Below are 25905 nucleotides of genomic sequence, written 5' to 3'. Positions count from 1 at the left end.
TTTATGCCACCACTCCTCGTTTATTTTCATACTTTTTATACGTTTCTTTTTCCATAATCATTTGCAAGCGATCGATCACGTGCCAAACCTCTGTAAAGGTGTTATAAAACGGAACAGGAGCCAAACGGATGCCTCTGGGAGCGCGGAAATCCGGAATGACCCCTTCCGCCTTTAATGCTTTACAGATGCGCGCCGCTTCCCGATGTTCCAAGTAAACGTGGCCACCGCGCCGATCATCTTCCCGCGGGTTGGCAATCGTAAAGCCCATTCCCTGCAGTTTGCTTTCCACCAATTCCATCATGTAGCGAGTGAGTGCAAGGGATTTTTTTCGCAACCGTTCCGCCCCTGCTTCCTCAAACAACTCCAATGAACCGATTAATGGGGCAGCACTCAATATATGCGGCGTCCCCAACTGGTATGCCCCGGCGTCTTCGGCAGGTGTCATGTCATGTGCCATATCAAATTGTTTATCTTTACGCGAGCCGAACCAACCGGTCAAACCGGGCGCTTTGTGCCCATGCTTCTGATGAACAAACAATCCGCCCACGGCGCCCGGGCCGGCGTTCAAATATTTATAATTGCACCATACAGCAAAATCGACGCCCCAATCATGTAAATGGTGGGGAAAAACACCGATCGAATGGCACAAGTCAAACCCAATCGCGATGTTTCGGTCGTGCGCGGCTTCGGTCAGCCGCTTCATCGGCAGAATTTGCCCGCTTCGATATAAAACGGATGGCAAAACAATCAGCGCGATGTCCTCGGTCATCTTTTCGATGATGGCTTCCTCGTGAAACGTTTGTCCGTCCCGGCTTTTCACGAAGACAAGATGCTCCTCCGGGTCATATCCCCGTAGCTGTAATTGGCTCTGCAACGCATAAATATCGGTGGGAAACGCTAATTCGTCCGCTAAAATTTTCGTTTTCGACCCTTCCGGCTGATAAAACGTGGATACAAGCTGATGAAGATTCACCGTCGTAGACCCGGTGGTGACCACTTCGCTCGGCCGGGCACCGATGAGCGGAGCTGTCTTCGTTCCCAACTTTTCCGATAAATAAAACCAGGGCGTTTCCCCTTCGGTCCATCCGTCAATCCCGTATTGTTTCCAACTTTCCAATGCATCCAGCGTTGTTTTCTCCGCTCGTTTAGATAATAGCCCCAGAGAATTTCCGTCAAAATAAATCGTTTCATCATGTACGTAAAATTCATCGCGAAATCCGCTCAACGCATCGCTTTGATCCAATTCCCGCGCTTTTGCATAGGACTTGCCCATCGTGACAGCTCCCTTCCCCTTTATGTCAATCCTAACATGAAGAGCGGCATTTCCCCTAAAACATATACTTTTCAGAAAATAAATCGTTTGCGTTTGCATCTTCCAATCTCGGGACATAATAAGGGGGAGTTCGAAGTAAAGGAGGAATACGATTTGATCGTATTTACAGCAGCTAAAGAACTGTTGGAAAAAGACCTTATCGAGCAAGAAAAGATTGATCAAGAGCAAGAGCAAGAACAACAACAAAAACAAGCGGAAACCGAACAAATGACCAACCCAAATTCAGACCCAACAGGCGAAGGGTAAATACACGTACACCTCAAGCTCCGAAGTTTCGGAGCTTTTTTGTAAACAAATTTGGACAAATGGGAAGAACAACGGTTATACTTATGACAATAGGGGTGCTTGCCATGGGAGTATTTTCATTATTTAAAACGAAAGCGGACAGTAACGAGCTTCCTTCTCCTGAAGTTCCGGATAAAACAACCACTTGGGTCGAGGCAATGCATATCGAAGACCCTTTTGAAAAAGAAAAAATGTTATCCCTCGCCGAAAAAAATGCAGAAACCATTATCGAACGACATTTTATCTACAATCAATTTATCCATTTGTACTACAGACAAAGGAATAAATGGGCGCATGCTTCACGGCTTTGCAAAGAATACTGCGGCAGGGATATTGAAATTTTTCCGGAATTTATCGAGCAATACATAACAGAAAATCTCAATGGGGATCGCGACCCTGAAAAATTCCCGCTTATGCCTTCCTTTACACGATTGATCGGTATCCATGAAAAAAACGGCGATCTTCAAAAAGCGATCAATGTATGCAGATTGGCCGTTGATCACCAATTACGGGACGGCTCGGAAGAAGGGTTCGAAAGCATGTTGAAGCGGTTGGAGGACCAACGGCAGGAAGCCCAATCGGAAACCTTCACGTAAACCAACGCGTTCATTCCCTCCCATAAGCTCGATCTTCGTTGCCGGAGGATGTCACTTCATCCAAAAACCGTTTTGCTGTTTCAGCTGTCGTTTCGCTCATTTGACTGGCTGCATCTTGCACTTGGCCGCTCGCCCGGCTTGATTGTTCGGATACTGTGTTGGCCGCGTCTGCCGTTTTATTTTTCAATTTAGTCGTTTGTTCCTGAAGGTCTCCTCGCACAGCTTTTCCTGATTTTGGCGCGGTCAGCAACGTTGTCATCGCGCCGATCATCGCACCGATAACGACTCCAATCAAAACATCTTTCCTATTCATGCATAAATCCCTCCTGCAGATTATGATCATTACCATTATTCTTTTCACGATTGCTTCTCTTCATTCATTTTTCCAATTATAAAGTACCGCGTTGATTTGCCCACCGATAATTAAAATAATGCCCGTCAAATAAAACCAGATCATAAGCACAATAATGCCGCCGATCGCGCCATACGTTGCCTCATAGTCCCCGAAGTTAGTGACGTAAAAAGAAAACCCGACGGAAATCAACTGCCATCCGACGGTTGCCGTCACCGCACCCCAAAAAACATCTCGCATCTTGAAGGAGGCATTGGGCGCCGCACGGTACAACATCATCAACACAAATACCATAATGCCAACAGCGACGACCCATCTTAACAGTTGGTAGAGAAACTCTAACTGATCGGGAAGTGGAATGAATGATTGAATAACATTCATAATCGCTTGTCCAAAAACAGGTAAGAATAAGGTTAGAGCGACGACAAAAACCATGGAAAAGGTTAGGACCATCGACAACAGGTTTACGTTAAGGAAAGATCTCTCTTCTTCGACGCCATAAGCACGATTCGTCGCGCGAATAAAGGCGTTAACTCCTCGGGACGCCGTCCATAGCGTGCCTATGATACCAATGGAAAGCAACCCGCCCCGCGTTTCGCTTAAAAGGGAGGTAATATTGTCTGCTATGATTTGCCCAGTATCCCCGGGGGCATACATCCGAATAACTTCCACTACCTGATGGACAGGAAGGTTAAAATAAGGAAGCAGTGTTAGAATAAATAGTAATAGCGGAAATAAAGATAATAAAAAATAATAGGCCAGTTGCGCGGCAAGCCCCGTCGTCTCATCCTCCATAAATTTTTTCACGAACATCGTTATGAACGCTTTCGGTTTTTGGATCGACAATGTACGAACTTGAATATTACCTCCCCCCTTCGATAGATCCAATGTAACATAAGGTTACATTACCCCCCGGACACCTTTATGAAACACAATGTTAAACCCGCACTCGATTAAAGAATGCGGGTTATTTTTACACTCATTCATTCGGGTTTTCATTGACCGTCAGTTGAAAGACGTCGGGTCTAGCGTAATGCCCGGTGACATCAAAATCAAAACGGCCTTCGTGAATCTGGTTTAGGTCCAATGTGGCATAGAGAATCCCCTCTTCATGATATAAAGGGCCTTCGATATACGCTCCCAGTGGATTGACAATCGCGCTACCCCCACGGCAAAGTTCCTCCGGTTGCTCTTCAAGATCTGAAGCACATGCCAAGTCGTTCGGGTACATATCCTTCGTCACATATTGATTGCTTGCGAGCACAAAACAGCGGCCCTCACAAGCGATATGCCGGAGCGTTGATTGCCACGTATCCCGGGCATCCGCGGTTGGGGCAATATAGAGGTCCACACCCTTTTGGTACAAGGCCATCCGGGCCAAAGGCATATAATTTTCCCAACAGATAAGTCCGCCTACACGACCGAAAGGGGTGTCGACGACCGTTAATGTACTGCCGTCCCCTTCGCCCCAAATGAGCCTTTCGGAACCGGTCGGTTTTAACTTCCGATGCTTGCCTAAAATCTCACCGTCAGGGCCAAAATAAAGCATCGTACCAAACAACGTGCCTTGACTGCCTTTGTCGTCCCGCTCGATAATGCCCATAACGACATATGCTTGCACTTTACGAATCGCTTCCGCCAATTTTTCTGTCGCTTCACTTGGGACTGTCACCGCACTACGCCAGTATCTGGCCCAATCTTTTCTCCCCTTGCTCTCACGCTTCCCGACGACACTTCCGAAAGCAAGACCACGCGGATACCCGGACATAAACGCCTCCGGGAATACAATGAGATCTGCACCATTGTCTCCGGCCTCAGCGATTAACTGGCAGGCCTTTTCGACGTTTGCCTCTTGATCCATGAGCACTGATGCTGTTTGAATGACTGCTACTTTCGCAGAATCATTTTTCTGCATGCGCTCTCCCCCTTCGTTTGAAAATCTCTTATTTACAGCGTTCAGTAGCATAATTTCAATGAATCATGTATAATACTGTATAGGGAGAAGGGGAAAGTTCCCCTTCTGGTGAATATGGCGATTGATTCAATCTTTGAACCAATCGGCGCATTGTAAGGCAAGCCGCCTCAAGGCTTGTCTTACTTTTTTTCTGTCCCGTAATGCTTGCAAAAGCAAGTAAAGGAGCAGAAAAAATAACGCCTCGGCCAATATCCTCCCCCCTTTCTGTCGGGAGTGGTAGCCTACCCTATACAGCGTTGGCTACATCATCATTATACTACATACAGAGGGGTTGAACAGCGGTATATATATGAACGGGCATTTAGAAAAGTTGTTTCGTTGGCTTCGTGAATGGCCAATACGTTGTTTGAGGGTGCAATGAAAGCGTCAATGCAGCTCATAACGGCTAAAAACGTCGATACGGGGTGTGTTAGAGACTTCAATGCACCTCGAAATGGTCAAAATCGTAGATTCGGGGTGCGTTAGAAGCTTCAATTGGAGGTAGAATAGAATTCGAGCACACAAAATGGTGCATTGTTACAATGGATCTAAAGGAGTGTGCCTATAGTGCAACATCACGATATAGAATTTAAACGGTATGCGGTAAAACTCATCGTTCACGAGGGAAAAAAGAGAGCAGATGTCGCGAGAGAGCATGGGATTTCCGATAGCACGCTGGAAAATTGGGTGAGGAAATATCGTGAGGATGAGGGGAACTCTTTTTTCGGAAGCGGTTATCTCACGCCAGCAGAAGAGCAACATCAACGGGACATGAAAAGAATTGAGGAATTGGAAGAAGAAGTGGCGATTCTAAAAAAGGCGGCGGCCTTCTTCGCCAAAAACCAGGAGTGATCTATCACTTCATCGAGGAACACCGACACGAGTTTCGTGTGGCGAAGATGGGCGAGGTTTTAGGTGTTTCCAGAGGCGGCTATTATGAATGGCGTAACCGCCCGCAAAGCCCGCAAAAAAAGCGGAAAGAAATCATCGTTGAGTCCTTAGAGCAAATCTTAATCCGTTCCCGAGAAACGTATGGGAGTCCGCGAATAACGGCTGAACTGCATAAACAAGGCTTTACGGTTACCCAGAAAACGGTGTCAAATTATATGCGAGAATATGGCTTTCGCCCGAAGACCGCCATCAAGAAAGGAAAAAAGACGACCGATTCCAATCATGATCACCCGGTGTATCCCAACTTGCTTCAACGAGATTTTCATACGGATCATCCCAATGAGGCTTGGGTGGCGGATATCACCTATATCTGGACACGGGAAGGCTGGCTTTACCTGGCATCGGTGATGGACTTATTTTCTCGGAAAATCATTGGCTGGAATATTAGTGACCGTCTCACGAAAGAGCTGGCTATGACCGCCTTACACCGGGCCATGCTCCTTCAACCTCCGCAAGAGGGACTCATCCACCACTCGGATCGGGGGAGCCAATATGCCTCCCATGACTACCAGGCCATTATCCGGGAACACGGCATGCTCACAAGTATGAGCCGAAAAGGCGATTGTTATGACAATGCGTGCATTGAGTCTTTTCACGCAACCATTGAAAAAGATTTGCTCGCCCATGAAACCTACGATACACGGGAAGAGGCTACGATGAGCGTTTGGGAATACATTGCCTGTTTTTACAACGAAGAACGCACTCATTCCACCATTGGCTATTTGTCGCCTAACCAATTCGAACGGAAGTATAGACAAGCTCAAGGGGGCGATACGACGGCATAACGAAAAACGTGGAAAGCAAACATGATAGTCATGCTGTGAGCCGTGAAGTTTACCTTTGACAGCTGTGCTCGATGCCCCGATTCACCGGTTGGGGATGGGGCCCCTCCGCCGAATCGGGAGCATCGATCGGTTCGTGGTACACTGCCGGATGCGGCTGATGCGCCCATGAGCTTTTTTCTCCCAGCCGCCATCAGATGCACACCACGAACCGAAACAGCTGTCAAAGGCGGCGGATTCGGAAAAGAGTAGCTCGCAACTCGAAGAAAAAAAAGACACCAATTTCTGTGCTCGTATTATTGACATAACTCCACAATGCACCTCAAAACAGCCAAAGACGGCGATCAGGGATGCGTTGAAAGGTCCAACGCACCTCGAAAAGGCCCAAGACGCAGTTCGGGGGTGCGTTGATGGCTGCAAGGTGCCCAGCTAACCTACGTCTTTGGCCTCACTCCCCTAAATAAGGCGCTACAATCTCTTGATGACTTTTCACATCAATCCCCGCACCGGTCACGACGATTGCTGTCGGGCCTTTCGGACGGATGGTGCCATTCAATAGTGCACCGACGCCAACGGCTGCCGCGCCTTCGGCGATGAGATGGTGGTGCTCAAACAGAAACGCCATGCCTTTCGCGATATCAGGTTCTGCCAACCGCTTGCGTGTATCCACGTATTGTTGAATCGCGGGAAACGTGTATTGATTATCGACCCCGATCCCTCCAAGCAAGCTGTCCGCATAGGTCGGGTGTTCGGGGATCTCGATCGGCTTCCCGGCCGCGATGCTTTCCTCCATGGCCGCGCCTTTTTCAACGCTAATGCCTGTGACATTAATGGCCGGATCGGTGTGTTTTATCGCTTTTCCAATCCCTGCCAATAACCCTCCACCTGATAATCCTGCCACAACCGTCTCCAGTTCGGGAAGATCGTCCAACAACTCGAGCGCGATCGTCCCTTGCCCGGCAATGATTTCCAGATGGTCGAACGGCGGCACAATCGTTAATCCTTCTTTACGACTTTGTTTTTGACAAGCCTCTCCCGATTCATCTTGGCTTTTGCCGGTGACGACCAATGCTGCGCCACTGTCCCTTAAAGCTTCTTTTTTTGCTTCAGGAACCGATTCCGATACAAAAATTTTCGCACGCATATCCATCCGGTTCGCCGCATAGGCGACCGCTAAACCGTGGTTGCCGGTGGAAAAGGCGCTAACACCGCAATTTTTATCTTTTTCATTTAAAGAAGATAAAAAATTAAACGCCCCCCTGAGTTTAAATGAACGACTCGGCTGCATCGTTTCCAACTTTAAATAGACAGGTACGCCGATTTTCTCCGAGAGCACGGGACTTGCGATGAGCGGAGTTTTATCCAAATGGATTCTTAATCGTTTTCGTGCCTTCCAAATCGAACGTATCATGGATCCTCCTTTTTTTTCATATATTTATATCTATCTGTCTTTTCCCACAAAATGCAGATTAATGAACCTTAAAAAAGGAAAAAGAATGATAAAAGGAGTGTGATAGGTTATGGACATCTATAAAGAAGAAACAATTCGTCGACATGTCTCCCTTTCCAAAGAAGCGCTCAAGCAAATGGAGGACGCCTTTCGACGTCTTAACGAAGGAGGAGTATCGCAACCGCCGGTCATCCACGTGAACATCCCGGAACACAACGGGGAGGCCGATATCAAAACGGCTTATATCCCCGGTTTCGATACCTTTGCCATCAAAGTATCCGCCGGTTTTTTTGACAATCCGAAAAAAGGGTTGCCCAGCCTCGGCGGTCTCATGCTCGCGATGGACTCGGAAACAGGTATCCCGCGGGCATTGCTTCAGGATAACGGCTACCTGACCGATGTACGTACCGCGCTCGCCGGCGCGATTGCCGCTGACCAACTTGCCGTCAAGGATATATCGAGCGTTGGTGTGATCGGCACGGGGTTGCAGGCACGTTTACAGGTTGAAGCGTTGCAACTCGTTCGTTCTTTTCATGAGGTACACGTCTATGGCCGAACACCGGAAAACGTGAAAAAATACCAGCAGGAGATGGAAGAAAAATACGGTCTGTCCGTCCGCCTGGCGGAAAGCGCCGAAGAAGTCGTGCGCGGCAACGATCTCGTTGTCACGACGACCCCCGCCCAGGAACCGCTCATTAAAGCAGATTGGCTTCACGATGGCTTGCATATCACCGCCATGGGATCCGACGCTGAACAAAAACAGGAACTGGACCCTGAGGTTTTTTCTAAAGCAGATGTAGTTGTTGGTGACGTGACGTCACAGGTATTTTCCATTGGAGAGCTGCAGCACGCGAAAACCATCGTGAACGAAGACGACGTCACAGAGCTCGGGCAAATGTTAAGCGACGATGCCTCCGGACGCGCGAACGATCAACAAGTGACCGTGGCGGATTTAACCGGCACAGGCGTCCAGGACACAGCGATCGCTAACTACGCTTTGGAACAAATAAACGATTAATCGGCCACTTTTTGCTTAAGAACGATAAGGAAAAATAAGACGTAACTGGCGATTAGTACGGTCCCGCCGCCGATATAAATGATAAGCGTGATGGCATACGGTAAAGCTTCCAACGCTCCCGCGAGGTGAATCCACATACCAATCACCAAAAGAACAGTGCCGATGATCCCTGTCCATGTCTGAGCACTCGCCAATCGTTTCGATACGGGAAAAAGCTGATAATAAATGCCCCAGCTGAAAAGCGATAACCAGCCGACGACGAGGGCGTGGGCATGCACGGGTCGCAATGCCGGCGACCCGGCGCCTGCCATATGTCCGCCTAAGCCTACCCCGATTAATCCGAATATTGCAGCGAATATCATCAATCGTTTTGTATTTCGATTCAAGTCAATCTCCCCTCTCTGTTTAAGACCCTAACATAGTGATAAGGATTATTCACGAGATAACGAGCGCTTGAATTCGACAGTCGGACGAACAAATGAGCATCCGAAAGTAAACCGGATGCGGTTCTCAAAACGTCCGCCATACTCGTCGGTGCGTTCGTTCGTGAGAAAAGATGTGGCATGATAAGGGGCTCCTTTTCACTAATGTGGATCCTTTTTAGATTCTTTTTGAATCCATTTATTGGATTCGATCTCCAACGTTAATAACCCCGTCTGTCAGGATTTCTGCGACCAATCTGCTATGTACCTAATCCTTTGAGAAGAGGCCCCCGGTAAGCTCCACCAAATGAGCACAAGGCTCACACACGCGAATACCTTGTAAAACAATATCTCCGACTCGGAATTCACGACCAATGAATTGACTCAGATCGATCCCTTTCGTTTCAATATTTCGCCGGTGCTCTCCCGGTTCAATGACGATATCGTATTTTTTTCAACGCTTGCCAACGTTTCGGTATCAACAAACGTGACATCACGGGGTAGATTGCCATTGTGTGACCAATGGTCGGCCTTATGATAATACATACCGATCTCCCTCCAACCCTTTACCCGCTACTGCGCGGATAAAATCTACCGAAACTGGCGTATCACCGGCCATGCCGACCACAAAGATTGAGTGAATGGTTCCATTCATTTTTGAAAGCCCCTATTCTTATAAAATTTTCTATGGCATAAACCCATCCTTACTAACATAAATCTGCTCGTCAGAAAAAACACGCTGAAACCGTCTTATTAACTTTTGATAGGCTACCGGCTCGTACCATTTTTCCAAGCCGAGTTCTTCGTATTTTGATCGAATGCCCAAGTTTTCGGTTCGTCTTCCTCCGCTGCCGTCCCCCATAAAATAATCATCGATACAAATACGGTCCACGTGTTCCTTCAATATCTCCGGAAATTCCCAGCTGCTCGGCAAAAGTGGTGCGATGGTGGCCTGGGTGGGGACGCCCGCTTCCTTTAGCATTTGCAGCGTTTTTAAACGCCCGCGAATGGCCGGTGCATCAGGCATGAAATGCTTGCGGATATCTTCGCGGTCGGTCTCAATTGTCATGCTAACGCGAATCTTATTTTCGAATTGTGAAAATAAGTCAATATCCCTGCAAGCCATCGGGCTTCTCGTTTGGACAAAAAGAAAATCAGGCGGCTCTTCGATCATGACCTCGAGCAGCGATCGTGTGATACGCTCCTTATGCTCGACCGGTTGATAGGGATCGGTGCTGGACGACATAAAAATCGTGACGCGGTCTCTGTCTCCTTTTTTCTTAGCCCGTCTAAGTTCTTTTTGCAAAAGGTCCGCCGCCCCTTTTTTCACATCGACCCAAGCACCCCACTCGCCTTCACGAAACGTAGAGACGGGCATCTGGCGGACATAGCAAAAAGAACACCCAAAGGCACAGCCGGTATAAGGATTTAAGGAATGGCTGTATCCGGATAAAAATCCCGTGCCTTTATTCAGAATTGTTTTCGGATATTTATAGAGTAGCTCCCTGTGCAAGAAAAATCATCCTTCACCGGGCATTTGTCCCTTTATTTTTAAATGATGTGATAACATAGAATCTATCGAGAGTCTCCCGTCTTGCTTGGACTATCGTGGTCCAATACGCAGACGGAATGCTCATCTCATCACCTCTCTTATTTATTATAACGAATAGCCAAGGAAATGTATAAAAGCAAGATATTGAAAGGTGGAAAAAAGGATATGCACTGGGAAGATCGCCAGGATCATCTGCGAATGTTCACACCGGATGCGTTTAGTTTTAAAGAGAATGTGGGCTATTTGGCAAGGTCGGCGGATGAATGCATGTTTGAAATCAAAGATGAAAAAATATACAGGGCGTTGGCATTGCAAAATGAAACGGTACTCATTGAAATCAGCGCGGAGAGCGATCAAGTGCTCGTCGTCCACTTCCTCGCGGGGACCGCCCCGAAATATCAAGAAAATCGAGCCGAAGTCGCCCGTTACATTTGGGACTGGTTTGATCTGGACACTGACCTTCAACCTTTCTATGCGTTAGCGAAAAAAGACCCATTACTGCACGAACCCGTCGCCAAATTTTACGGATTGCGAAATGTTGGACTCCCAGATTTATTCGAAGCTTTGGCGTGGGGCATATTGGGCCAGCAAATCAACCTTTCCTATGCCTATACACTGAAGCGCCGTTTCGTGGAAACATTCGGGAAGAAAAAAGGGAATTATTGGCTTTTCCCCCGCCCGGAAACAATCGCGAAACAGCAAGTCGAAGATGTCGCCACTTTAAAAATGACAAAGAAAAAAGCCGAATACCTCATTGATGTCGCGGATCGCATCGCCAAAGGAGCGTTATCCAAAGAACAACTACTCGCGGCCGAGAGCTTTAAAGATGCTGAAAAAATGCTCACCAACATTCGCGGCATCGGTCCCTGGACGGCCAATTACGTATTAATGCGTTGTTTACGTTACCCATCCGCCTTTCCCATCGATGATGTTGGTTTGCAAAATGCCTTCAAACTGATGCTTGGATACGACGAAAAACCCTCCAAGGAAGAAATCCTGCAATACGCGGCAAATTGGAAGGGCTGGGAGACTTACGCCACCTTCTACTTGTGGCGGATGCTGTATTGAAATGATTAAAAACAAATCGCTCTGCACATACGTGCAGAGCAATTGATGACGCAGGATTAAACTTTTTCCTTTGTGGAGAATTCCTTCATCAATACGGGAGCGATCTGTTTTTTACGGGAAACAACTCCTTTTAACACCGCGGTGTCATCATGAAGGCTTATATCAAAAGCACATTCGACTTTGTCGCTGTCATCCCCTCTGACGACGATGGTGGAGTCACTATTGATAATATCGGTGATCACGAATATGAAAACCGATAATTGTTTTTCCCGGATGATTTCATCCATTCGATCGGAAACTAGATCTTTACTTTTAAGCACATCTTCTACATCAACCGTATTGACTTGTGCAATTTCCAACTTGTTCGCCCCGGCATCGAATGTTTTGGCATCGATGGTTAAAAGGTCATCCGCCGTTTTATCACTCATATCGGCACCGGCTTTGAGCATATTCAATCCATAGCTTTCCAGATTCGTATCTGCAATGCTCGCCAGTTCTTTAGCAGCCTGAACATCTTCATCCGTGCACGTCGGTGATTTGAACAACAATGAATCGGAAATGATGGCAGACATCATAAGCCCTGCCAAATCTTTCGGGATATCCACATTGTTCTCCTTAAATAATTTCAACAAAATCGTGGCCGTACACCCTACAGGTTCCGCGCGATAGTAGAGGGGGGCCATCGTTTCAAAGTTAGCGATGCGGTGATGATCAATCACCTCGATGACGTTAAAATTTTCCCTGGCATCTATGCTTTGTTGCGCTTCATTATGATCAACGAGAATAAGTTCCTCGACACCCTGTTGAACATTTTCATCAGCAAAAACAGGCGCCTCCACTTGAAAATAATCAAGGGCATACGCCGTTTCTTTATTTACCTCACCGAGTCGAACCGGTTGTGCGTGAACGCCAAGTTCATTTTTCAAATAGGCATACACAATGGCCGAAGCGATCGAATCTGTATCCGGATTTTTATGCCCGGTCACAAGTACTGTAGACAATCCAATAACCTCCTGATGTTCCCGTGTCTCGTTTCGACGTTTTGCGAGTCATCCTTCCTTTAGAAGAATAACATCTATCCTCTTGATGTACAATATCCCGAGTTTTTAAACGGAGGTTAAGCCGAAAATTTAGCAATGGTCTTTCGCAAATCATCTGCTTGCTTTGTTAACGCGGATGCTGCTTCTGCCCCGGCGCTGATCATCGTGCTTTGCGATTCACTTGTCGCCGTCACTTGCTCGGCACCTGCGGATGTTTCCTCTGCAATCGCCGCTACTTCCTGTGACTGATGGGACGTTTGTTGAATCGCTTCTCTTTGCTGTCCGACGAGTTGGGTGATCGTATCGACGGCGTTTGCAACATCCGTACAGGATGATACGAGCTGATCAATCACTTGTTTTGTGTTTTTTCCTTTAGAAGCTTCTCGTCCCGATACATCTACTTGTGTTTGAATCTCTGTCGCGACCCGGCTCACGTCTCCTTGAATATTTTTAATCAACGTTGTTATGTTTTGGACAGCGTCCGAACTTTCATCCGCGAGCTTTCTGACTTCATTGGCGACCACGGCGAACCCTCTGCCATGTTCTCCGGCCCTTGCTGCCTCAATGGAAGCGTTCAGGGCAAGTAAATTCGTCTGATCTGCAATGTCCCCAACAAGATTTATAATTTCCTCGACTTTCCGTGCCCCTTCTTCAAGTTTGCCCATCGCTTCCAGCGATTGCTCGCTTCTGTTTTCAATTTCATTGATGCCCTCCCAAAGAGAAAGTGTATTCTCACGGCTTTTCTTTAGTATCGTCACCATTTCCGTCGATGCTTCTTTTGATGAAGTCGCTCGATCATGAACATCATCCGCGATTTTCGTCATATCTTCCATCGATTCGGCGATGGATTGGATCGCTTGGGCCGTATTTTCAGACCCACCTGCTATCTCCCCCACGGTGTCCGTAATCTCTTCTGAACGACGCGCGGCTTCTTGCGACGACGATGCTAACTCATCTGCTTGTGTGTGAGTATGTGTGGAATGTTGATCGATCTCTTGGACGATCATCCGAAAGTTTTGACTCATTTCATTAAAAGCGAGTGCAAGTTCTCGTAGTTCATCATCGGACTTGGTTACGGGGATCTCTGCTTGAATGTTTCCGTCAGCTGTTACCCTTGTCGCATGCGTCACACGGGTGATCGGTTTTGTAATAACCGGCGCGAGCAGAAAGGCAAACACCGCGCTCCAAATCAACCCGAGCAGAAGAACGGCTAATATCACTCCATCTTCAGAAATGCCTAATTGAGCCGTGAAGATATCAGACAGAAAAAAAATAAAAATCGCACTCACACCATATGTAATCAATGATATCCCGGTCACACCCAAAATTAATTTTCTGCGAATGCCAAAACGAAAACGTTTTCTTTTCATAATGTCCACCTTTATCATTCTTTTTTCCTATATTTTACTTTATTTATGCATAAACGGCAAGCTTATCTGATGCTTTTGCTTTATTTCATTAAACGTTTAATGTAAAGGGAGAAACGGCCGCAGACGGCCGTTTCTCCCTTTTCATGTTTAACCATGGTCCTCGTATAAGATGACACGCGCTATCCCGATAAAGTATTCTGACTCTACGATGATATGATCGAGGAGCGTTTGGGCGAAAGGATCATCTTTCGCTGCTGCGCTATGAACTTTGATCTGGTTGCACAATTCAATAAATTGCATGCTTTCATCCAAACAAAATTTCACAAGTTCATTCACATCTGCCTGAAGTCCTTCATAAACATACTGGCTTCGCTTCACCGATTGGATGTAACTAACCACTTTTTGATGCGTTTCGGACAACGCTTGCTCCCATTCTTTCAGTGCATTTACATATTTCGCTTCCAAATTGTCATCAAGAGCCTCCCGAATGACAACGGTATGCTCCTCCTCTTGCGTTTTCCAAAACTCCGCCTCATCCAACATCCGTAATGGCATCTGTTCCCCGTAATAAAATTGCATGCTAACCCCCCCTTTTTTTAAAAAGCTCTCCAATAACTATACCGAAAAAAACAAGGGGTTATGACTGAAGGATAACGTCAAATGTTGCTACCCACCTTTACTGCTACCTTCCGTTTATACCAGCGAGTACCGTGCCAACGTTGGTATGTCCAGGCAAAAGCAGGGATTGGCCCACGGCTATGCATCCAATATGCCTTCGGGATGTCTTTGGAAAGGTTGGTTTTGCCAATCTTTATTTTCCCAGTAATAATCCCTTTTACTTTATCGTGCGTATCGGAAGTCATTATTTTAGCTCCTTTTTATAAATTCAATCTCCTATTCATGATCGTCCCTCATGAAGGTTGAGGCGGCTCCCGTACTCACGTGAAAATTGGAGCGGAAGCCGGGACCGGCACGAAATGTGAGTAAATAAACGTTTGTTTAACTGTTTTCGGCAAAATGCTTTTCCAAAAACTCCACCATTCCCGTGTATGCCGTGATTTGATTTTTCATTTTTACGATCCCGTGACCTTCATCTTCAAAACGGATATAATCGATGGGGTGATCTCTCTTTCTAAGGCCATCGATCATTTGCTCTGTTTCCACGATCGGCACACGCGGGTCATTGGCACCGTGAGAAACGAGCAATGGCGCGGTAATGCGATCTGTATGGTGGATCGGGTCGATTTGATCAAAAAATGCACCGTCTGCTTCGATCGTTCCATACTCAATTTCGCGTAGTTTTCGACGCCACGGTCCGGTATTCTCAAGAAACGTACGGAAGCTGGAAATGCCGACGAGCGAGATGCCGGCGTCAAAAACATTCGGATAGTGACTTACCGCGGCAAGCACCATGAATCCACCGTAACTGCGTCCGATGACGGCCATTCGATGTTCATCGACCTCCGGTTCTTTTTTCAATGTGTCTGCGATCTCAACTAGATCATGGACTGAATCCATACGTTTACGAACGTCGTCCAAATGAATGTACGTCCGACCGTAGCCGCGGCTGCCGCGAACATTGGGGGCGCAGACGATATAGCCGAGGTTCACCAAACATTGAATGACGGGTTGGTATTCGGCTTTCGTCTGGCTTTCCGGCCCTCCGTGCACCCAGAAGGCGAGCGGGGCCGGGGTTTTAAGGTTCTTCGGCTTATAAAGAAAAGAAGGGACATCAAGGCCATCAAACGACTCAATGGTGTAAATGGTCGGCGTTTGTAGTTTTGCCTCGAAATCCGCTGTTGTTGATGTACAATGAAGCCGATTGATTTTCCGGAGACAACGTGTGTCTAGCGTCCACATATCAGGCGTCTTTGTCGGTCCATTAAAAATAAACGCAAGTGTCGACCCATCCGTGTTAAACGCCAACCCTTCGATCGTTCCCATACCGACTTCCCAATCAACGAGACGATTGTTTTCCAAATCATAAAGCCAACCGCGATATACACCTGCTTCATTAGTGGTATACGCAAGTTGCGCACCCTTTTGATCGATCGTTAAATTTCCTGCATCCCAGTTATGTTCGCTTAGCCATGTAAGCGCGTGTGTCTCTAGGTTTACTTTGGCAAGTGATGTGAACTCGCGATCCTGGTTGCTCAAGATATAAAGTTGCTTCCCATCTTTGCTAAACGAAGGATTGCTATACGACGCGTATGTCGTCCGTAGGGTTATCCATTCGACGTTGCCATTGGCGATGTTCAACAACCCTAAGCAGTTATAGAGGTTTGTGAATTTTTCCTGAACAAGCAAATGCGTTCCGTCCGGATGCCAACCCATAATATTGTACGTTGCATGATTAGCTTCATAAATTTTGTGAATGCGTCCATCCTCAAGATTAGCAATATAAAGATCGTAATAGGCCGGCTCCCGTTCGTTACTTGCCCAAGCAATCCAGCGACCATCTGCAGATACGCCTCCATATTGATAAATCGCTTTGTCGTCGGGCGTCAGGCGATGAAGGGTATGATCGGCATCAACCATGTACAGTTGCTTGCGCTCATTGCCTTTTGCATCCATGCCGATGATACGGGTAGCGGAATCTGGCAAATGCTTCACAAACATGACTCGGTCGTCCGTGTGCAGGACTTGCGTTTTTTGTCCTGTATTAAAATCATACGCCCATAATTGCGGAAGACCAGTCTCTGCGTCGGTAATAAACGATAGAGTGTTGCTGTCCGAGGCAAACGCCGGACTGAAAACTTTTGCTATCTGTAAAAAATCACTGACGTTTTCTTTATCCAACATTGGCGGCACCACGCTTAATTGTTTCTTTTTATTGTACACCAGTAAAGCTTCCGCGGTACATAGCAAGCGTATGGAAGAAAAATAATCATAAGGGTGGAGGTCATGGCGGGTGGAGGAAAAAAGATCGGTGGGGCACTGTCCATCGTTCTATAATCAAGGCAATCGCCAAATACAGATCGTTGGGGTAGTGGAGGAAGGTACAGAAACCTCTGACAAGGAAAAGCTTCCGTTCCCAGGTGCCATGAGCGGTTCATGATACCCTGAATGAAGGTTTATGCCCATCCGGGGTGTCATCCCCCGGCTTGAACGACCAAAAAAAGAGCCATTAAAAAAACCGACCCGGAAGATCTCCGAAGTCGGTCGTTTCTCATCGCCAGGCGACGTCCTACGCTCACGGGGCGTTGCCGCCCGATTACCATCGGCGCTGAAGAGCTTAACTTCCGTGTTCGGCATGGGAACGGGTGGGGCCTCTTCGCTATCGCCACCTGACTGGGGGAGACATTCTCCCAAAACTGAATAACGCTTTCGTTTGACCACTACCGGGGGACCCATGTGTGGATAAACCGTTTGACCGATTAGTATCTGTCAGCTCCACGTGTCGCCACGCTTCCACACCAGACCTATCTACCTTATCGTCTTTAAGGGGTCTCGCGGGAAATCTCATCTTGAGGTCGGCTTCGTGCTTAGATGCTTTCAGCACTTATCCGATCCACACGTAGCTACCCAGCCATGCTCCTGGCGGAACAACTGGTACACCAGCGGTGTGTCCATCCCGGTCCTCTCGTACTAAGGACAGCTCCTCTCAAATTTCCTGCGCCCGCGACGGATAGGGACCGAACTGTCTCACGACGTTCTGAACCCAGCTCGCGTACCGCTTTAATGGGCGAACAGCCCAACCCTTGGGACCGACTTCAGCCCCAGGATGCGATGAGCCGACATCGAGGTGCCAAACCTCCCCGTCGATGTGGACTCTTGGGGGAGATTAGCCTGTTATCCCCAGGGTAGCTTTTATCCGTTGAGCGACGGCCCTTCCATGCGGTGCCGCCGGATCACTAAGCCCGACTTTCGTCCCTGCTCGACCTGTATGTCTCGCAGTCAAGCTCCCTTCTGCCTTTGCACGCTACGAATGATTTCCAACCATTCTGAGGGAACCTTGGGGCGCCTCCGTTACCTTTTAGGAGGCGACCGCCCCAGTCAAACTGCCCACCAGACACTGTCCCTGAACCGGGTCACGGCTCGAGGTTAGGATTTTCATATCGCAAGGGCAGTATCCCACCAGCGCCTCCTCCGAAGCTAGCGCTCCGGATTCCTTGGCTCCTGCCTATCCTGTACAAGCAATATCAAAACCCAATATCAAGCTACAGTAAAGCTCCATGGGGTCTTTCCGTCCAGTCGCGGGGGACCTGCATCTTCACAGGTCATATAATTTCACCGGGTCTCTCGTTGAGACAGTGCCCAAGTCGTTGCACCTTTCGTGCGGGTCGGAACTTACCCGACAAGGAATTTCGCTACCTTAGGACCGTTATAGTTACGGCCGCCGTTTACTGGGGCTTCAATTCGGACCTTCGCCCTTTTGGGGCTAAGCCCTCCTCTTAACCTTCCAGCACCGGGCAGGTGTCAGCCCCTATACTTCGTCTTTCGACTTCGCAGAGACCTGTGTTTTTGGTAAACAGTCGCTTGGGCCTTGTCACTGCGGCTCCCGCAGGCTTGCACCCGCAAGAGCACCCCTTCTCCCGAAGTTACGGGGTCATTTTGCCGAGTTCCTTAACGAGAGTTCTCCCGCGCGTCTTAGAATTCTCATCCCACCTACCTGTGTCGGTTTGCGGTACGGGCACCGATGACCTTCCTAGAGGCTTTTCTCGGCAGCGGAGGATCAGGGACTTCGGTACTCATTTTCCCTCGCGGTCACGCCTCAGCCTTCTCGTTGGGCGGATTTGCCTGCCCAACAGCCTCGGACGCTTCGACGCGCTTTTCCATAAGCGCGCTCTCCCTACCTTTCTGCGTCCCCCCCTTCGGTCCAACAGCCATCGGTGGTACTGGAATTTCCACCAGTTATCCATCGCCTACGCCTTTCGGCCTCAGCTTAGGCCCCGACTAACCCTGAGCGGACGAGCCTTCCTCAGGAAACCTTAGGTTTTCGACGGAAGGGATTCTCACCCTTCTTTTCGCTACTCATACCGGCATTCTCACTTCTGTACGCTCCAGCCGTCCTCTCGGTCGACCTTCTCTGCCTACAGAACGCTCCCCTACCACCCGACACTACGTGTCGGGTCCACGGCTTCGGTGATGGGTTTAGCCCCGGTACATTTTCGGCGCAGCGTCACTCGACCAGTGAGCTATTACGCACTCTTTCAATGATGGCTGCTTCTAAGCCAACATCCTGGTTGTCTAAGCAACGCCACATCCTTTCCCACTTAACCCATACTTGGGGACCTTAGCCGGTGGTCCGGGTTGTTTCCCTCTTGACGACGGATCTTAGCACTCGCCGTCTGACTCCCGGAGAACAAGTCGCTGGCATTCGGAGTTTGACTGAACTCGGTAATCCTGTAGGGACCCCTCATCCAATCCGTGCTCTACCTCCAGGACTCTTTCCTCCGAGGCTAGCCCTAAAGCTATTTCGGGGAGAACCAGCTATCTCCGTGTTCGATTGGCATTTCACCCCTACCCACCCCTCATCCCCGTAATTTTCAACTTACGTGGGTTCGGGCCTCCAGTCGGTGTTACCCGACCTTCACCCTGGACATGGGTAGATCACACGGTTTCGGGTCGACGTCGACGTACTCACTCGCCCACTTCAGACTCGCTTTCGCTGCGGCTCCGTCTCTTCAACTTAACCTTGCACGTCATCGTCACTCGCCGGTTCATTCTACAAAAGGCACGCCATCACCCATGAACGGGCTCTGACCACCTGTAGGCACACGGTTTCAGGTTCTCTTTCACTCCCCTCCCGGGGTGCTTTTCACCTTTCCCTCACGGTACTGGTTCACTATCGGTCACTAGGGCGTATTTAGCCTTGGGAGATGGTCCTCCCGGATTCCGACGGGATTTCTCGTGTCCCGCCGTACTCAGGATCCACGCCGGAGAGGACAGTGTTTCGCGTACAGGGCTCTTACCTTCTGCGACGGACCGTTCCAAGTCGCTTCCGCTACACCGTCCCTTTATCACTCCATATGGCGTGTCCTACAACCCCAAGCGGCAAGCCGCTTGGTTTGGGCTACCTTCCGTTTCGCTCGCCGCTACTCAGGAAATCGCGTTTGCTTTCTCTTCCTCCGGCTACTAAGATGTTTCAGTTCGCCGGGTTTGCCTTCATCTGCTTAATCTGTTGGGCAGATGATCTTCTCCCATGACGGAGAAGGGGTTCCCCCATTCGGACATCTCCGGATCCACGCATACTTACAGCTCCCCGAAGCATATCGGTGTTCGTCCCGTCCTTCATCGGCGCCTAGTGCCAAGGCATCCACCGTGCGCCCTTCCTTGTTTAACCACATTAGGAATGGGTCTTTCTAAGAAACGCTCGTTTCTTGTTGACACCCGGTGTGTGTCGTTTCAAACTTACTCGCGTTATTCAGTTTTCAAAGAACGTCTTGTTTGAGCAGTTGCCCGCTCAAAACTGAATGAAAGCCGAAGCGCTTGCCTCCGGCCCTTCGCTTGGAAGGGCCGATAAGCTCCTTAGAAAGGAGGTGATCCATCCCCACCTTCCGGTAGGGATACCTTGTTACGACTTCACCCCAATCACCAGCCCCACCTTCGGCGGCTGCGTCCCATCAGGGTTCGCTCACCGACTTCGGGTGTTGCCGGCTCTCGTGGTGTGACGGGCGGTGTGTACAAGGCCCGGGAACGTATTCACCGCGGCATGCTGATCCGCGATTACTAGCGATTCCAGCTTCATGCAGGCGGGTTGCAGCCTGCAATCCGAACTGAGAACGGCTTTTGCGGGGATTCGCTCCACCTCGCGGCTTCGCTGCCCGTTGTACCGTCCATTGTAGCACGTGTGTCGCCCAGGCCATAAGGGGCATGATGATTTGACGTCATCCCCGCCTTCCTCCGGTTTGTCACCGGCAGTCAATGTCGAGTGCCCAACTTAATGCTGGCAACGACATTCAAGGGTTGCGCTCGTTACGGGACTTAACCCAACATCTCACGACACGAGCTGACGACAACCATGCACCACCTGTCACTCTGCCCCAAAGGGGAAACCTTGTCTCCAAGGCGATCAGAGGATGTCAAGGCCTGGTAAGGTCCTTCGCGTTGCTTCGAATTAAACCACATGCTCCACCGCTTGTGCGGGCCCCCGTCAATTCCTTTGAGTTTCAACCTTGCGGTCGTACTCCCCAGGCGGAGTGCTTATTGCGTTTGCTTCGGCACTACGGGTATCGAAACCCCTAACACCTAGCACTCATCGTTTACGGCGTGGACTACCAAGGTATCTAATCTTGTTCGCTCCCCACGCTTTCGCACCTCAGCGTCAGTCACAGACCAGAGAGTCGCCTTCGCCACTGGTGTTCCTCCACATCTCTACGCATTTCACCGCTACACGTGGAATTCCACTCTCCTCTTCTGTACTCAAGTGCGACAGTTTCCAATGCCATTCCGGCGTTGAGCGCCGGCCTTTCACATCAGACTTGCCGTACCGCCTGCGTGCCCTTTACGCCCAATAATTCCGGACAACGCTTGCCCCCTACGTATTACCGCGGCTGCTGGCACGTAGTTAGCCGGGGCTTTCTGGTGAGGTACCGGCAAACTCCCGGCATTTCCTCCAAGAGCTGTTCTTCCCTCACAACAGAGCTTTACGATCCGAAAACCTTCCTCACTCACGCGGCGTTGCACCGTCAGGCTTGCGCCCATTGCGGATGATTCCCTACTGCTGCCTCCCGCAGGAGTCTGGGCCGTGTCTCAGTCCCAGTGTGGCCGATCACCCTCTCAGGTCGGCAACGCATCGTCGCCTTGGTAGGCTTTGATCCCACCAACAAGCTAATGCGCCGCGGGCCCCTCTTCGAGCGACGGCCATCGACCGTCTTTCTCCCCTCTCGCAGGCGCGAAAGAGGACGTATGCGGTATTAGCACCGGTTTCCCGGTGTTATCCCGCACTCCAAGGCAGGTTGCCCACGTGTTACTCACCCGTCCGCCGCTGGCCTTCCGGAGGTGCAAGCACCTCCGGAGGCCCGCTCGACTTGCATGTATTAGGCACGCCGCCAGCGTTCGTCCTGAGCCAGGATCAAACTCTCCATAAAAAGTTCCGCTTCGCACACGGGGGTGCGCGTCGCGCTGACTCTTGCTTTAATTAATCGTTCGCTTGGCTTTCATTCAGTTTTCAAAGGGCAAATGATGATGTCGCTGTTTAAAGCGACCCATTTATTATAGCAAATGCCAACTGCTTCGTCAATAGGCATTTTTTAATCGCCTTGGCGTTTTTGCTTCGCCGTTTAAAGCGACTTTATTAATATATCATCGCATAATCATTGCGTCAACCCTGATTCATTATTTTTTTCATTCGAATCATTGTCGAATCATTGAATGAACCAGACTGATTGCGACGGATTTATAATTTATCATGTACACAAATATCACGCAAGGGGGTTTTAGTATTTTTTTACGTTTCTTTTTTCCTTCAACGCCAGATCATATTTTAAGCTCTCTGTGGCGGGGACCATTCTCCGGTAGACGCTAAACAAAAGTGCATATTTTTCTTCGATCGCGCGTTTCACACACCCCTCTACGGTGTGATCATGCAGATCCTCGTATACGTCATCCATTTCTTTTTTTAGCAAGTAGATGATCTCTTCTGCTTCTTTTTCTTTTAAAGCCATCCCAAACATTGTTACCCCCTCTTTATCCCGGTGGTAAGCGCCCGTAAAATTCCCGCTTCCACCCCGTAAGCGGGAGGTAACGGGCAGCTAACAACCCAATTGCGACGCACAGGACGTGGTGCTCTTTGCCGGCCGACGCCCAGGACATGCTAGTGTCGACGTTGTCACAGGACGTGACGGTTTTACCGACTTCCTTACTCAGAGGGGAATCCACCCTCTGATGGAAGTTTCTCTTTATAGACAGAGTCGCTAGTTATATCTTGTCCTTCTTCGCATATATATATCCTAGGTGTGTCGAGTAAATTTTGCTTGCAAGGGGGGGATACGATTGGCACAATTTTGGGTTATTAATAGGAGAAAAGGGGCGAAATACATTTTTATCGCGGCCGTTGCCTTTTGTGCCGCTTGTTTACTTTTGTTGGAAAAGCCTTTTATTGCAGTATTCACCGAAGAGGAGGGGCCATCGGCGTTTTCAAGTGCCGAGACCGACGAGCGAGAGGTTGCTTTGACCTTTAATGTCAGCTGGGGCGAAGAGCATGTGGAACCCATTTTGGATTCCCTTCAAGAAAAAGAAACAACAGCTGCTTTTTTCGTATCAGGAGTGTGGGCGGAACGCCATACAGAATTATTGGAGCGCATGCTTGAGGAAGGGCATGACATCGGCAACTACGGCTTTCAATTCAAACCGTACCCCGATCGGGACAATGAAGACATGCGCAGAGATATGCGGGAGGGCCACAATACAATAGAAGAGGCCACAGGCGACCCCCCTGTCTTTTTCCGTCCACCGGCAGGCATATTCAATACGGAAGTACTGGAAGCCGCCGAACAAATGGACTATTCCGTTATTCATTGGGGAGCAGACGGAAAGGACTGGCAAAACCCCGGCGTTGAACGGATCGTTTCGAATGTAATGGAGAGCGTCGGTCCCGGCGATGTCATCATGCTTGACGCTTCTGATTCGGCAAAACAAACGTCAGAAGCTTTGCCGAAAATTATCGATGCCCTCCAAAACGAGAACTACGATATGATTTCCATTGAAGCATTAATGAGCGGCGCGGAAATAAGTTATGAAGATTTGTAGATAAGAAGTCGAAAAGGTCGAATCAACGGTGTGTTCGACCTTCTTTTTTTATCAGGCAATGCTGATCGCTTTTTATTCATTGCCCTCCATAAATTGTTGGAACAAGTTGTCGCGATAAATAGGATACGTTTCTTCGCCCGTCAGCACATTAACGATATGTTGATTCCGTTTAACGGACAGGGCGAGATTGGTGGCACTCGTGCCATGGGAGTGCTCGAGATTCGTTAACGAAAATAAGTGGTTCGGGCGTTCGTCTTTGAAAACAAGCCGGTAATCCCTTGTGACTTTAAATTCCTTTTCGCTTTCCCACTCCAATTCATCTTCCATTTTCTGCAGCCAATCAGGAACGAGCGGTTGGTATCCGGTGGCGAGAACGACCTTATCGGTTCGGTGCTCGAATTCCTCCCCCTTTTGCCACTGCCGGCAGGAAAGAAGGTAGCGGCCATCGGAAGCTCCTGTCACATCATTGACTTCTGTTAACGCCTGGATCTTTGCCGGCGAGCGCTTGCGTTCCACCGAGCGGTGATAAAGCAATTCGTAAATGTTCAATAACGTTTTTTGCTGCACCCCGTTTCGCAACGGGTCCAAAACCTCTAATGCCTGTTGACGATCATCATAAGAAAGGCCATGAAAATAATCCACGTACTCAGGCGAAAACAATTCCTGCCCGATGCTGCTTTCTTCCAATTGAAAAAAGCCCGGGGAGCGTGTGTACCATGTCAATGTATCCTCATATCTTTCTTGATCTTTTAACAAGTCATAAAAAACCTCCGCAGCACTTTGCCCCGACCCCACGACTGTAATGTCGCCGGACTTTTTCAGTCTCTCTTCATGGTATAAGTAATCACTGGAGTGAATAATATCCGCATTCGTTTTTCCTTCCAGCGGGGTCGGAATCATCGGGACACTGCCCGTTCCAAGCGTTACATGACGGGCGCGCAACGTCTCCACATTTTTGCCTTCAATCACATAATACGCTTGTTGTCGGTCATAGGTAACGTTCGTTACTTCATGCCCGAATGTGCAGTTGGCCAAACAACCGGCGACCCACTGGCAATACGCATTGTATTCCTGTCTCGGGATATTGAATTTCTTGAGAAAATAAAAGGAAAGCAAGCGACCGTGTTCATGCAAGTAATTTATAAATGTATACTTGCTTTTCGGATTGGCAAAGGTTACTAAATCTGCCAAAAATGACACTTGCAAATCTGCCTGGTCAATCAGCATGCCCGGGTGCCATTCAAATGTCGGTTCTTTTTCAAGAAAACGCGCCTTTACATCGGGCGCTCCTTCTTCTATTAAAGCGGCAAGTCCGAGGTTAAACGGCCCGATCCCGATGCCGATGACGTCATAGATCTCTTTTGCCATGTTTGCTTTTATCCCTTCTGATTAAGCGTTCCTCTTAATGTTTCCCTAACCCCCGATGGCTTAAACTGGCTACTTGCGTTGCAAGCGATGATGCATCATCAACTGATACGTGTTGGCAACCAACAACGGCGCAAGATAAATCCAGATCCAATTGCTATCGTTGACTTCGGGCACAATGAGTGCGGGCACCCACTCAATCGTCGTAATAACATACAAAAAGAAAAATGCAGGGATAAACGCACCTCGATGGGTTTCTCGTTGTTTAAAATATGCAACAATCGCCGCAAAGATAAGCAATAATGTAGGCGTGATCAAATATCCCCAAATTGTTTCGTCCTCGGCTGCATAGGCGAGATACCGAAAGTAAAACAGATCAAAGAAAACAAAAGCAATTAAAAAAAGCTGTACCCGGTTCCAAAGCCTTTTCGTCTTGAACAGCGATAGGGCAAGACGATTTAAGAGCAAATAGGCAAAATAACCCATCTGTGCTACGGCACTAACTGCCGCACCAACGCCTAATAACCAAATAAAGCCGAAAATGAAATTCCAAAACCCACCTTCTGCAAACAGAGGGTCATATAATACAGTGCCAACGATCGCGCCACCCATGGCACCTAAAAACATCGTCGAGAAAAATAAAAAAACGACTTTCCTGGTGTTCACAACATCAT

At 48.6% G+C, this 25905-nt stretch carries 22 protein-coding genes, 3 rRNA genes and 1 pseudogene; 6 read left to right on the top strand and 20 right to left on the bottom strand.

What is annotated here, in order from left to right:
* Position 1 precedes the first annotated feature (1 nt).
* Positions 2–1273 (bottom strand): kynureninase, encoded by a 1272-nt coding sequence (gene kynU / locus DT065_RS12240; RefSeq protein WP_114373805.1) that lies wholly within the window; start codon positions 1271–1273, stop codon positions 2–4.
* Between the two features lie 153 nt (positions 1274–1426).
* Between kynU and DT065_RS18945 the strand changes: the two genes are divergently transcribed.
* Positions 1427–1579, top strand: a complete 153-nt coding sequence (locus DT065_RS18945; protein ID WP_160112534.1) for a hypothetical protein — start codon at positions 1427–1429, stop codon at positions 1577–1579.
* Between the two features lie 104 nt (positions 1580–1683).
* On the top strand, positions 1684–2214 hold the full coding sequence (locus tag DT065_RS12235) for a hypothetical protein (protein ID WP_114373802.1): 531 nt from the start codon (positions 1684–1686) through the stop codon (positions 2212–2214).
* A gap of 10 nt (positions 2215–2224) precedes the next feature.
* Here the strand turns inward: DT065_RS12235 and DT065_RS12230 are convergent, their stop codons facing one another.
* From DT065_RS12230 to DT065_RS12220, 3 genes are all read right to left on the bottom strand, one after another.
* A complete protein-coding gene (locus tag DT065_RS12230; protein ID WP_160112533.1) occupies positions 2225–2527 on the bottom strand; it encodes a YtxH domain-containing protein in 303 nt (100 codons plus the stop codon).
* Between the two features lie 60 nt (positions 2528–2587).
* Positions 2588–3379 (bottom strand): YihY/virulence factor BrkB family protein, encoded by a 792-nt coding sequence (locus DT065_RS12225; protein ID WP_114376288.1) that lies wholly within the window; start codon positions 3377–3379, stop codon positions 2588–2590.
* A 166-nt stretch (positions 3380–3545) separates the two neighbouring features.
* Entirely contained in the window at positions 3546–4481 is a 936-nt protein-coding gene (locus DT065_RS12220) for a carbon-nitrogen hydrolase family protein (protein ID WP_114373797.1), read from the bottom strand.
* A 603-nt stretch (positions 4482–5084) separates the two neighbouring features.
* Between DT065_RS12220 and DT065_RS12210 the strand changes: the two are divergent.
* Positions 5085–6256, top strand: a pseudogene (locus tag DT065_RS12210) (IS3 family transposase).
* Positions 6257–6701: 445 nt separating this feature from the next.
* Here the strand turns inward: DT065_RS12210 and eutB are convergent.
* Positions 6702–7664: a hydroxyectoine utilization dehydratase EutB gene (gene eutB, locus DT065_RS12205; RefSeq protein ID WP_114373791.1), complete on the bottom strand. Its 963-nt coding sequence runs from the start codon at positions 7662–7664 to the stop codon at positions 6702–6704.
* 109 nt (positions 7665–7773) lie between these two features.
* On the opposite strand from eutB, the gene DT065_RS12200 reads away from it, so the two are divergent.
* Entirely contained in the window at positions 7774–8721 is a 948-nt protein-coding gene (locus tag DT065_RS12200) for a cyclodeaminase (protein WP_114373788.1), read from the top strand.
* Here DT065_RS12200 and DT065_RS12195 read toward each other — a convergent pair.
* The 4 genes from DT065_RS12195 to DT065_RS12185 form a co-directional block, all read right to left on the bottom strand.
* Positions 8718–9107 carry a hypothetical protein gene (locus DT065_RS12195; RefSeq protein WP_227002576.1) on the bottom strand — a complete coding sequence of 130 codons (390 nt, stop codon included), beginning with the start codon at positions 9105–9107 and terminating at the stop codon, positions 8718–8720. The two genes, DT065_RS12200 and DT065_RS12195, sit on opposite strands and share 4 nt — an antisense overlap.
* A 304-nt stretch (positions 9108–9411) precedes the next feature.
* Positions 9412–9519 (bottom strand): hypothetical protein, encoded by a 108-nt coding sequence (locus DT065_RS19885; RefSeq protein ID WP_418314665.1) that lies wholly within the window; start codon positions 9517–9519, stop codon positions 9412–9414.
* Positions 9520–9527: 8 nt separating this feature from the next.
* Positions 9528–9689 carry a hypothetical protein gene (locus DT065_RS18940; RefSeq protein ID WP_160112531.1) on the bottom strand — a complete coding sequence of 54 codons (162 nt, stop codon included), beginning with the start codon at positions 9687–9689 and terminating at the stop codon, positions 9528–9530.
* A 139-nt stretch (positions 9690–9828) separates the two neighbouring features.
* Positions 9829–10656 carry an SPL family radical SAM protein gene (locus DT065_RS12185; RefSeq protein WP_114373763.1) on the bottom strand — a complete coding sequence of 276 codons (828 nt, stop codon included), beginning with the start codon at positions 10654–10656 and terminating at the stop codon, positions 9829–9831.
* A gap of 204 nt (positions 10657–10860) precedes the next feature.
* Between DT065_RS12185 and DT065_RS12180 the strand changes: the two genes are divergently transcribed.
* The gene (locus tag DT065_RS12180) at positions 10861–11763 is read left to right on the top strand and encodes a DNA-3-methyladenine glycosylase family protein (RefSeq protein WP_114373761.1); all 903 of its coding nucleotides are present in this window, start codon (positions 10861–10863) and stop codon (positions 11761–11763) included.
* Between the two features lie 56 nt (positions 11764–11819).
* On the opposite strand, the gene DT065_RS12175 is transcribed toward DT065_RS12180, so the two are convergent.
* The 9 genes from DT065_RS12175 to DT065_RS12135 form a co-directional block, all read right to left on the bottom strand.
* Complete coding sequence (locus tag DT065_RS12175) at positions 11820–12764, bottom strand: manganese-dependent inorganic pyrophosphatase (RefSeq protein WP_114373758.1); 945 nt, start codon at positions 12762–12764, stop codon at positions 11820–11822.
* A gap of 116 nt (positions 12765–12880) precedes the next feature.
* Complete coding sequence (locus DT065_RS12170) at positions 12881–14173, bottom strand: methyl-accepting chemotaxis protein (protein ID WP_114373755.1); 1293 nt, start codon at positions 14171–14173, stop codon at positions 12881–12883.
* A 147-nt stretch (positions 14174–14320) separates the two neighbouring features.
* A complete protein-coding gene (locus DT065_RS12165; protein ID WP_114373752.1) occupies positions 14321–14752 on the bottom strand; it encodes a DUF2935 domain-containing protein in 432 nt (143 codons plus the stop codon).
* Between the two features lie 77 nt (positions 14753–14829).
* A complete protein-coding gene (locus DT065_RS12160; protein ID WP_114373750.1) occupies positions 14830–15036 on the bottom strand; it encodes a hypothetical protein in 207 nt (68 codons plus the stop codon).
* Positions 15037–15172: 136 nt separating this feature from the next.
* The gene (locus DT065_RS12155; protein WP_114373747.1) at positions 15173–17014 is read right to left on the bottom strand and encodes a S9 family peptidase; all 1842 of its coding nucleotides are present in this window, start codon (positions 17012–17014) and stop codon (positions 15173–15175) included.
* A 333-nt stretch (positions 17015–17347) separates the two neighbouring features.
* Positions 17348–17464, bottom strand: a 5S ribosomal RNA gene (gene rrf, locus DT065_RS12150).
* A 65-nt stretch (positions 17465–17529) separates the two neighbouring features.
* Positions 17530–20459, bottom strand: a 23S ribosomal RNA gene (locus DT065_RS12145).
* A gap of 189 nt (positions 20460–20648) precedes the next feature.
* Positions 20649–22206, bottom strand: a 16S ribosomal RNA gene (locus DT065_RS12140).
* The 16S, 23S and 5S rRNA genes sit together here, the layout of an rRNA operon.
* Before the next feature lie 348 nt (positions 22207–22554).
* Positions 22555–22791 (bottom strand): hypothetical protein, encoded by a 237-nt coding sequence (locus DT065_RS12135; protein ID WP_114373745.1) that lies wholly within the window; start codon positions 22789–22791, stop codon positions 22555–22557.
* A 319-nt stretch (positions 22792–23110) separates the two neighbouring features.
* Here DT065_RS12135 and DT065_RS12130 point away from each other — a divergent pair, with 319 nt between their 5' ends.
* Positions 23111–23866: a polysaccharide deacetylase family protein gene (locus tag DT065_RS12130; RefSeq protein WP_160112530.1), complete on the top strand. Its 756-nt coding sequence runs from the start codon at positions 23111–23113 to the stop codon at positions 23864–23866.
* A gap of 72 nt (positions 23867–23938) precedes the next feature.
* Here DT065_RS12130 and DT065_RS12125 read toward each other — a convergent pair whose 3' ends face one another.
* Together DT065_RS12125 and DT065_RS12120 are read right to left on the bottom strand one after the other, a co-directional pair.
* A complete protein-coding gene (locus DT065_RS12125; RefSeq protein WP_114373739.1) occupies positions 23939–25234 on the bottom strand; it encodes a lysine N(6)-hydroxylase/L-ornithine N(5)-oxygenase family protein in 1296 nt (431 codons plus the stop codon).
* A 69-nt stretch (positions 25235–25303) separates the two neighbouring features.
* Positions 25304–25897, bottom strand: coding sequence for a KinB-signaling pathway activation protein (locus DT065_RS12120; RefSeq protein WP_114376282.1), 594 nt, complete (start codon positions 25895–25897; stop codon positions 25304–25306).
* Positions 25898–25905 lie beyond the last annotated feature (8 nt).

The sequence above is a fragment of the Salicibibacter kimchii genome (assembly GCF_003336365.1).
GTDB lineage: Bacteria > Bacillota > Bacilli > Bacillales > Marinococcaceae > Salicibibacter > Salicibibacter kimchii.
The sequence above is the reverse complement of the archived record's forward strand: the minus strand, read 5'-3'. Positions and strand labels throughout refer to the sequence as shown.

Excerpts from the sequence above, each read along its gene's own strand:
- kynU (WP_114373805.1), bottom strand. The coding sequence starts at position 1,273 with ATGGGCAAGTCCTATGCAAAAGCGCGGGAATTGGATCAAAGCGATGCG.
- DT065_RS12235 (WP_114373802.1), top strand. The coding sequence starts at position 1,684 with ATGGGAGTATTTTCATTATTTAAAACGAAAGCGGACAGTAACGAGCTT.
- DT065_RS12230 (WP_160112533.1), bottom strand. The coding sequence starts at position 2,527 with ATGAATAGGAAAGATGTTTTGATTGGAGTCGTTATCGGTGCGATGATC.
- DT065_RS12225 (WP_114376288.1), bottom strand. The coding sequence starts at position 3,379 with ATGTTCGTGAAAAAATTTATGGAGGATGAGACGACGGGGCTTGCCGCG.
- DT065_RS12220 (WP_114373797.1), bottom strand. The coding sequence starts at position 4,481 with ATGCAGAAAAATGATTCTGCGAAAGTAGCAGTCATTCAAACAGCATCA.
- eutB (WP_114373791.1), bottom strand. The coding sequence starts at position 7,664 with ATGATACGTTCGATTTGGAAGGCACGAAAACGATTAAGAATCCATTTG.
- DT065_RS12200 (WP_114373788.1), top strand. The coding sequence starts at position 7,774 with ATGGACATCTATAAAGAAGAAACAATTCGTCGACATGTCTCCCTTTCC.
- DT065_RS18940 (WP_160112531.1), bottom strand. The coding sequence starts at position 9,689 with ATGTATTATCATAAGGCCGACCATTGGTCACACAATGGCAATCTACCC.
- DT065_RS12180 (WP_114373761.1), top strand. The coding sequence starts at position 10,861 with ATGCACTGGGAAGATCGCCAGGATCATCTGCGAATGTTCACACCGGAT.
- DT065_RS12170 (WP_114373755.1), bottom strand. The coding sequence starts at position 14,173 with ATGAAAAGAAAACGTTTTCGTTTTGGCATTCGCAGAAAATTAATTTTG.
- DT065_RS12165 (WP_114373752.1), bottom strand. The coding sequence starts at position 14,752 with ATGCAATTTTATTACGGGGAACAGATGCCATTACGGATGTTGGATGAG.
- DT065_RS12160 (WP_114373750.1), bottom strand. The coding sequence starts at position 15,036 with ATGACTTCCGATACGCACGATAAAGTAAAAGGGATTATTACTGGGAAA.
- DT065_RS12135 (WP_114373745.1), bottom strand. The coding sequence starts at position 22,791 with ATGTTTGGGATGGCTTTAAAAGAAAAAGAAGCAGAAGAGATCATCTAC.
- DT065_RS12125 (WP_114373739.1), bottom strand. The coding sequence starts at position 25,234 with ATGGCAAAAGAGATCTATGACGTCATCGGCATCGGGATCGGGCCGTTT.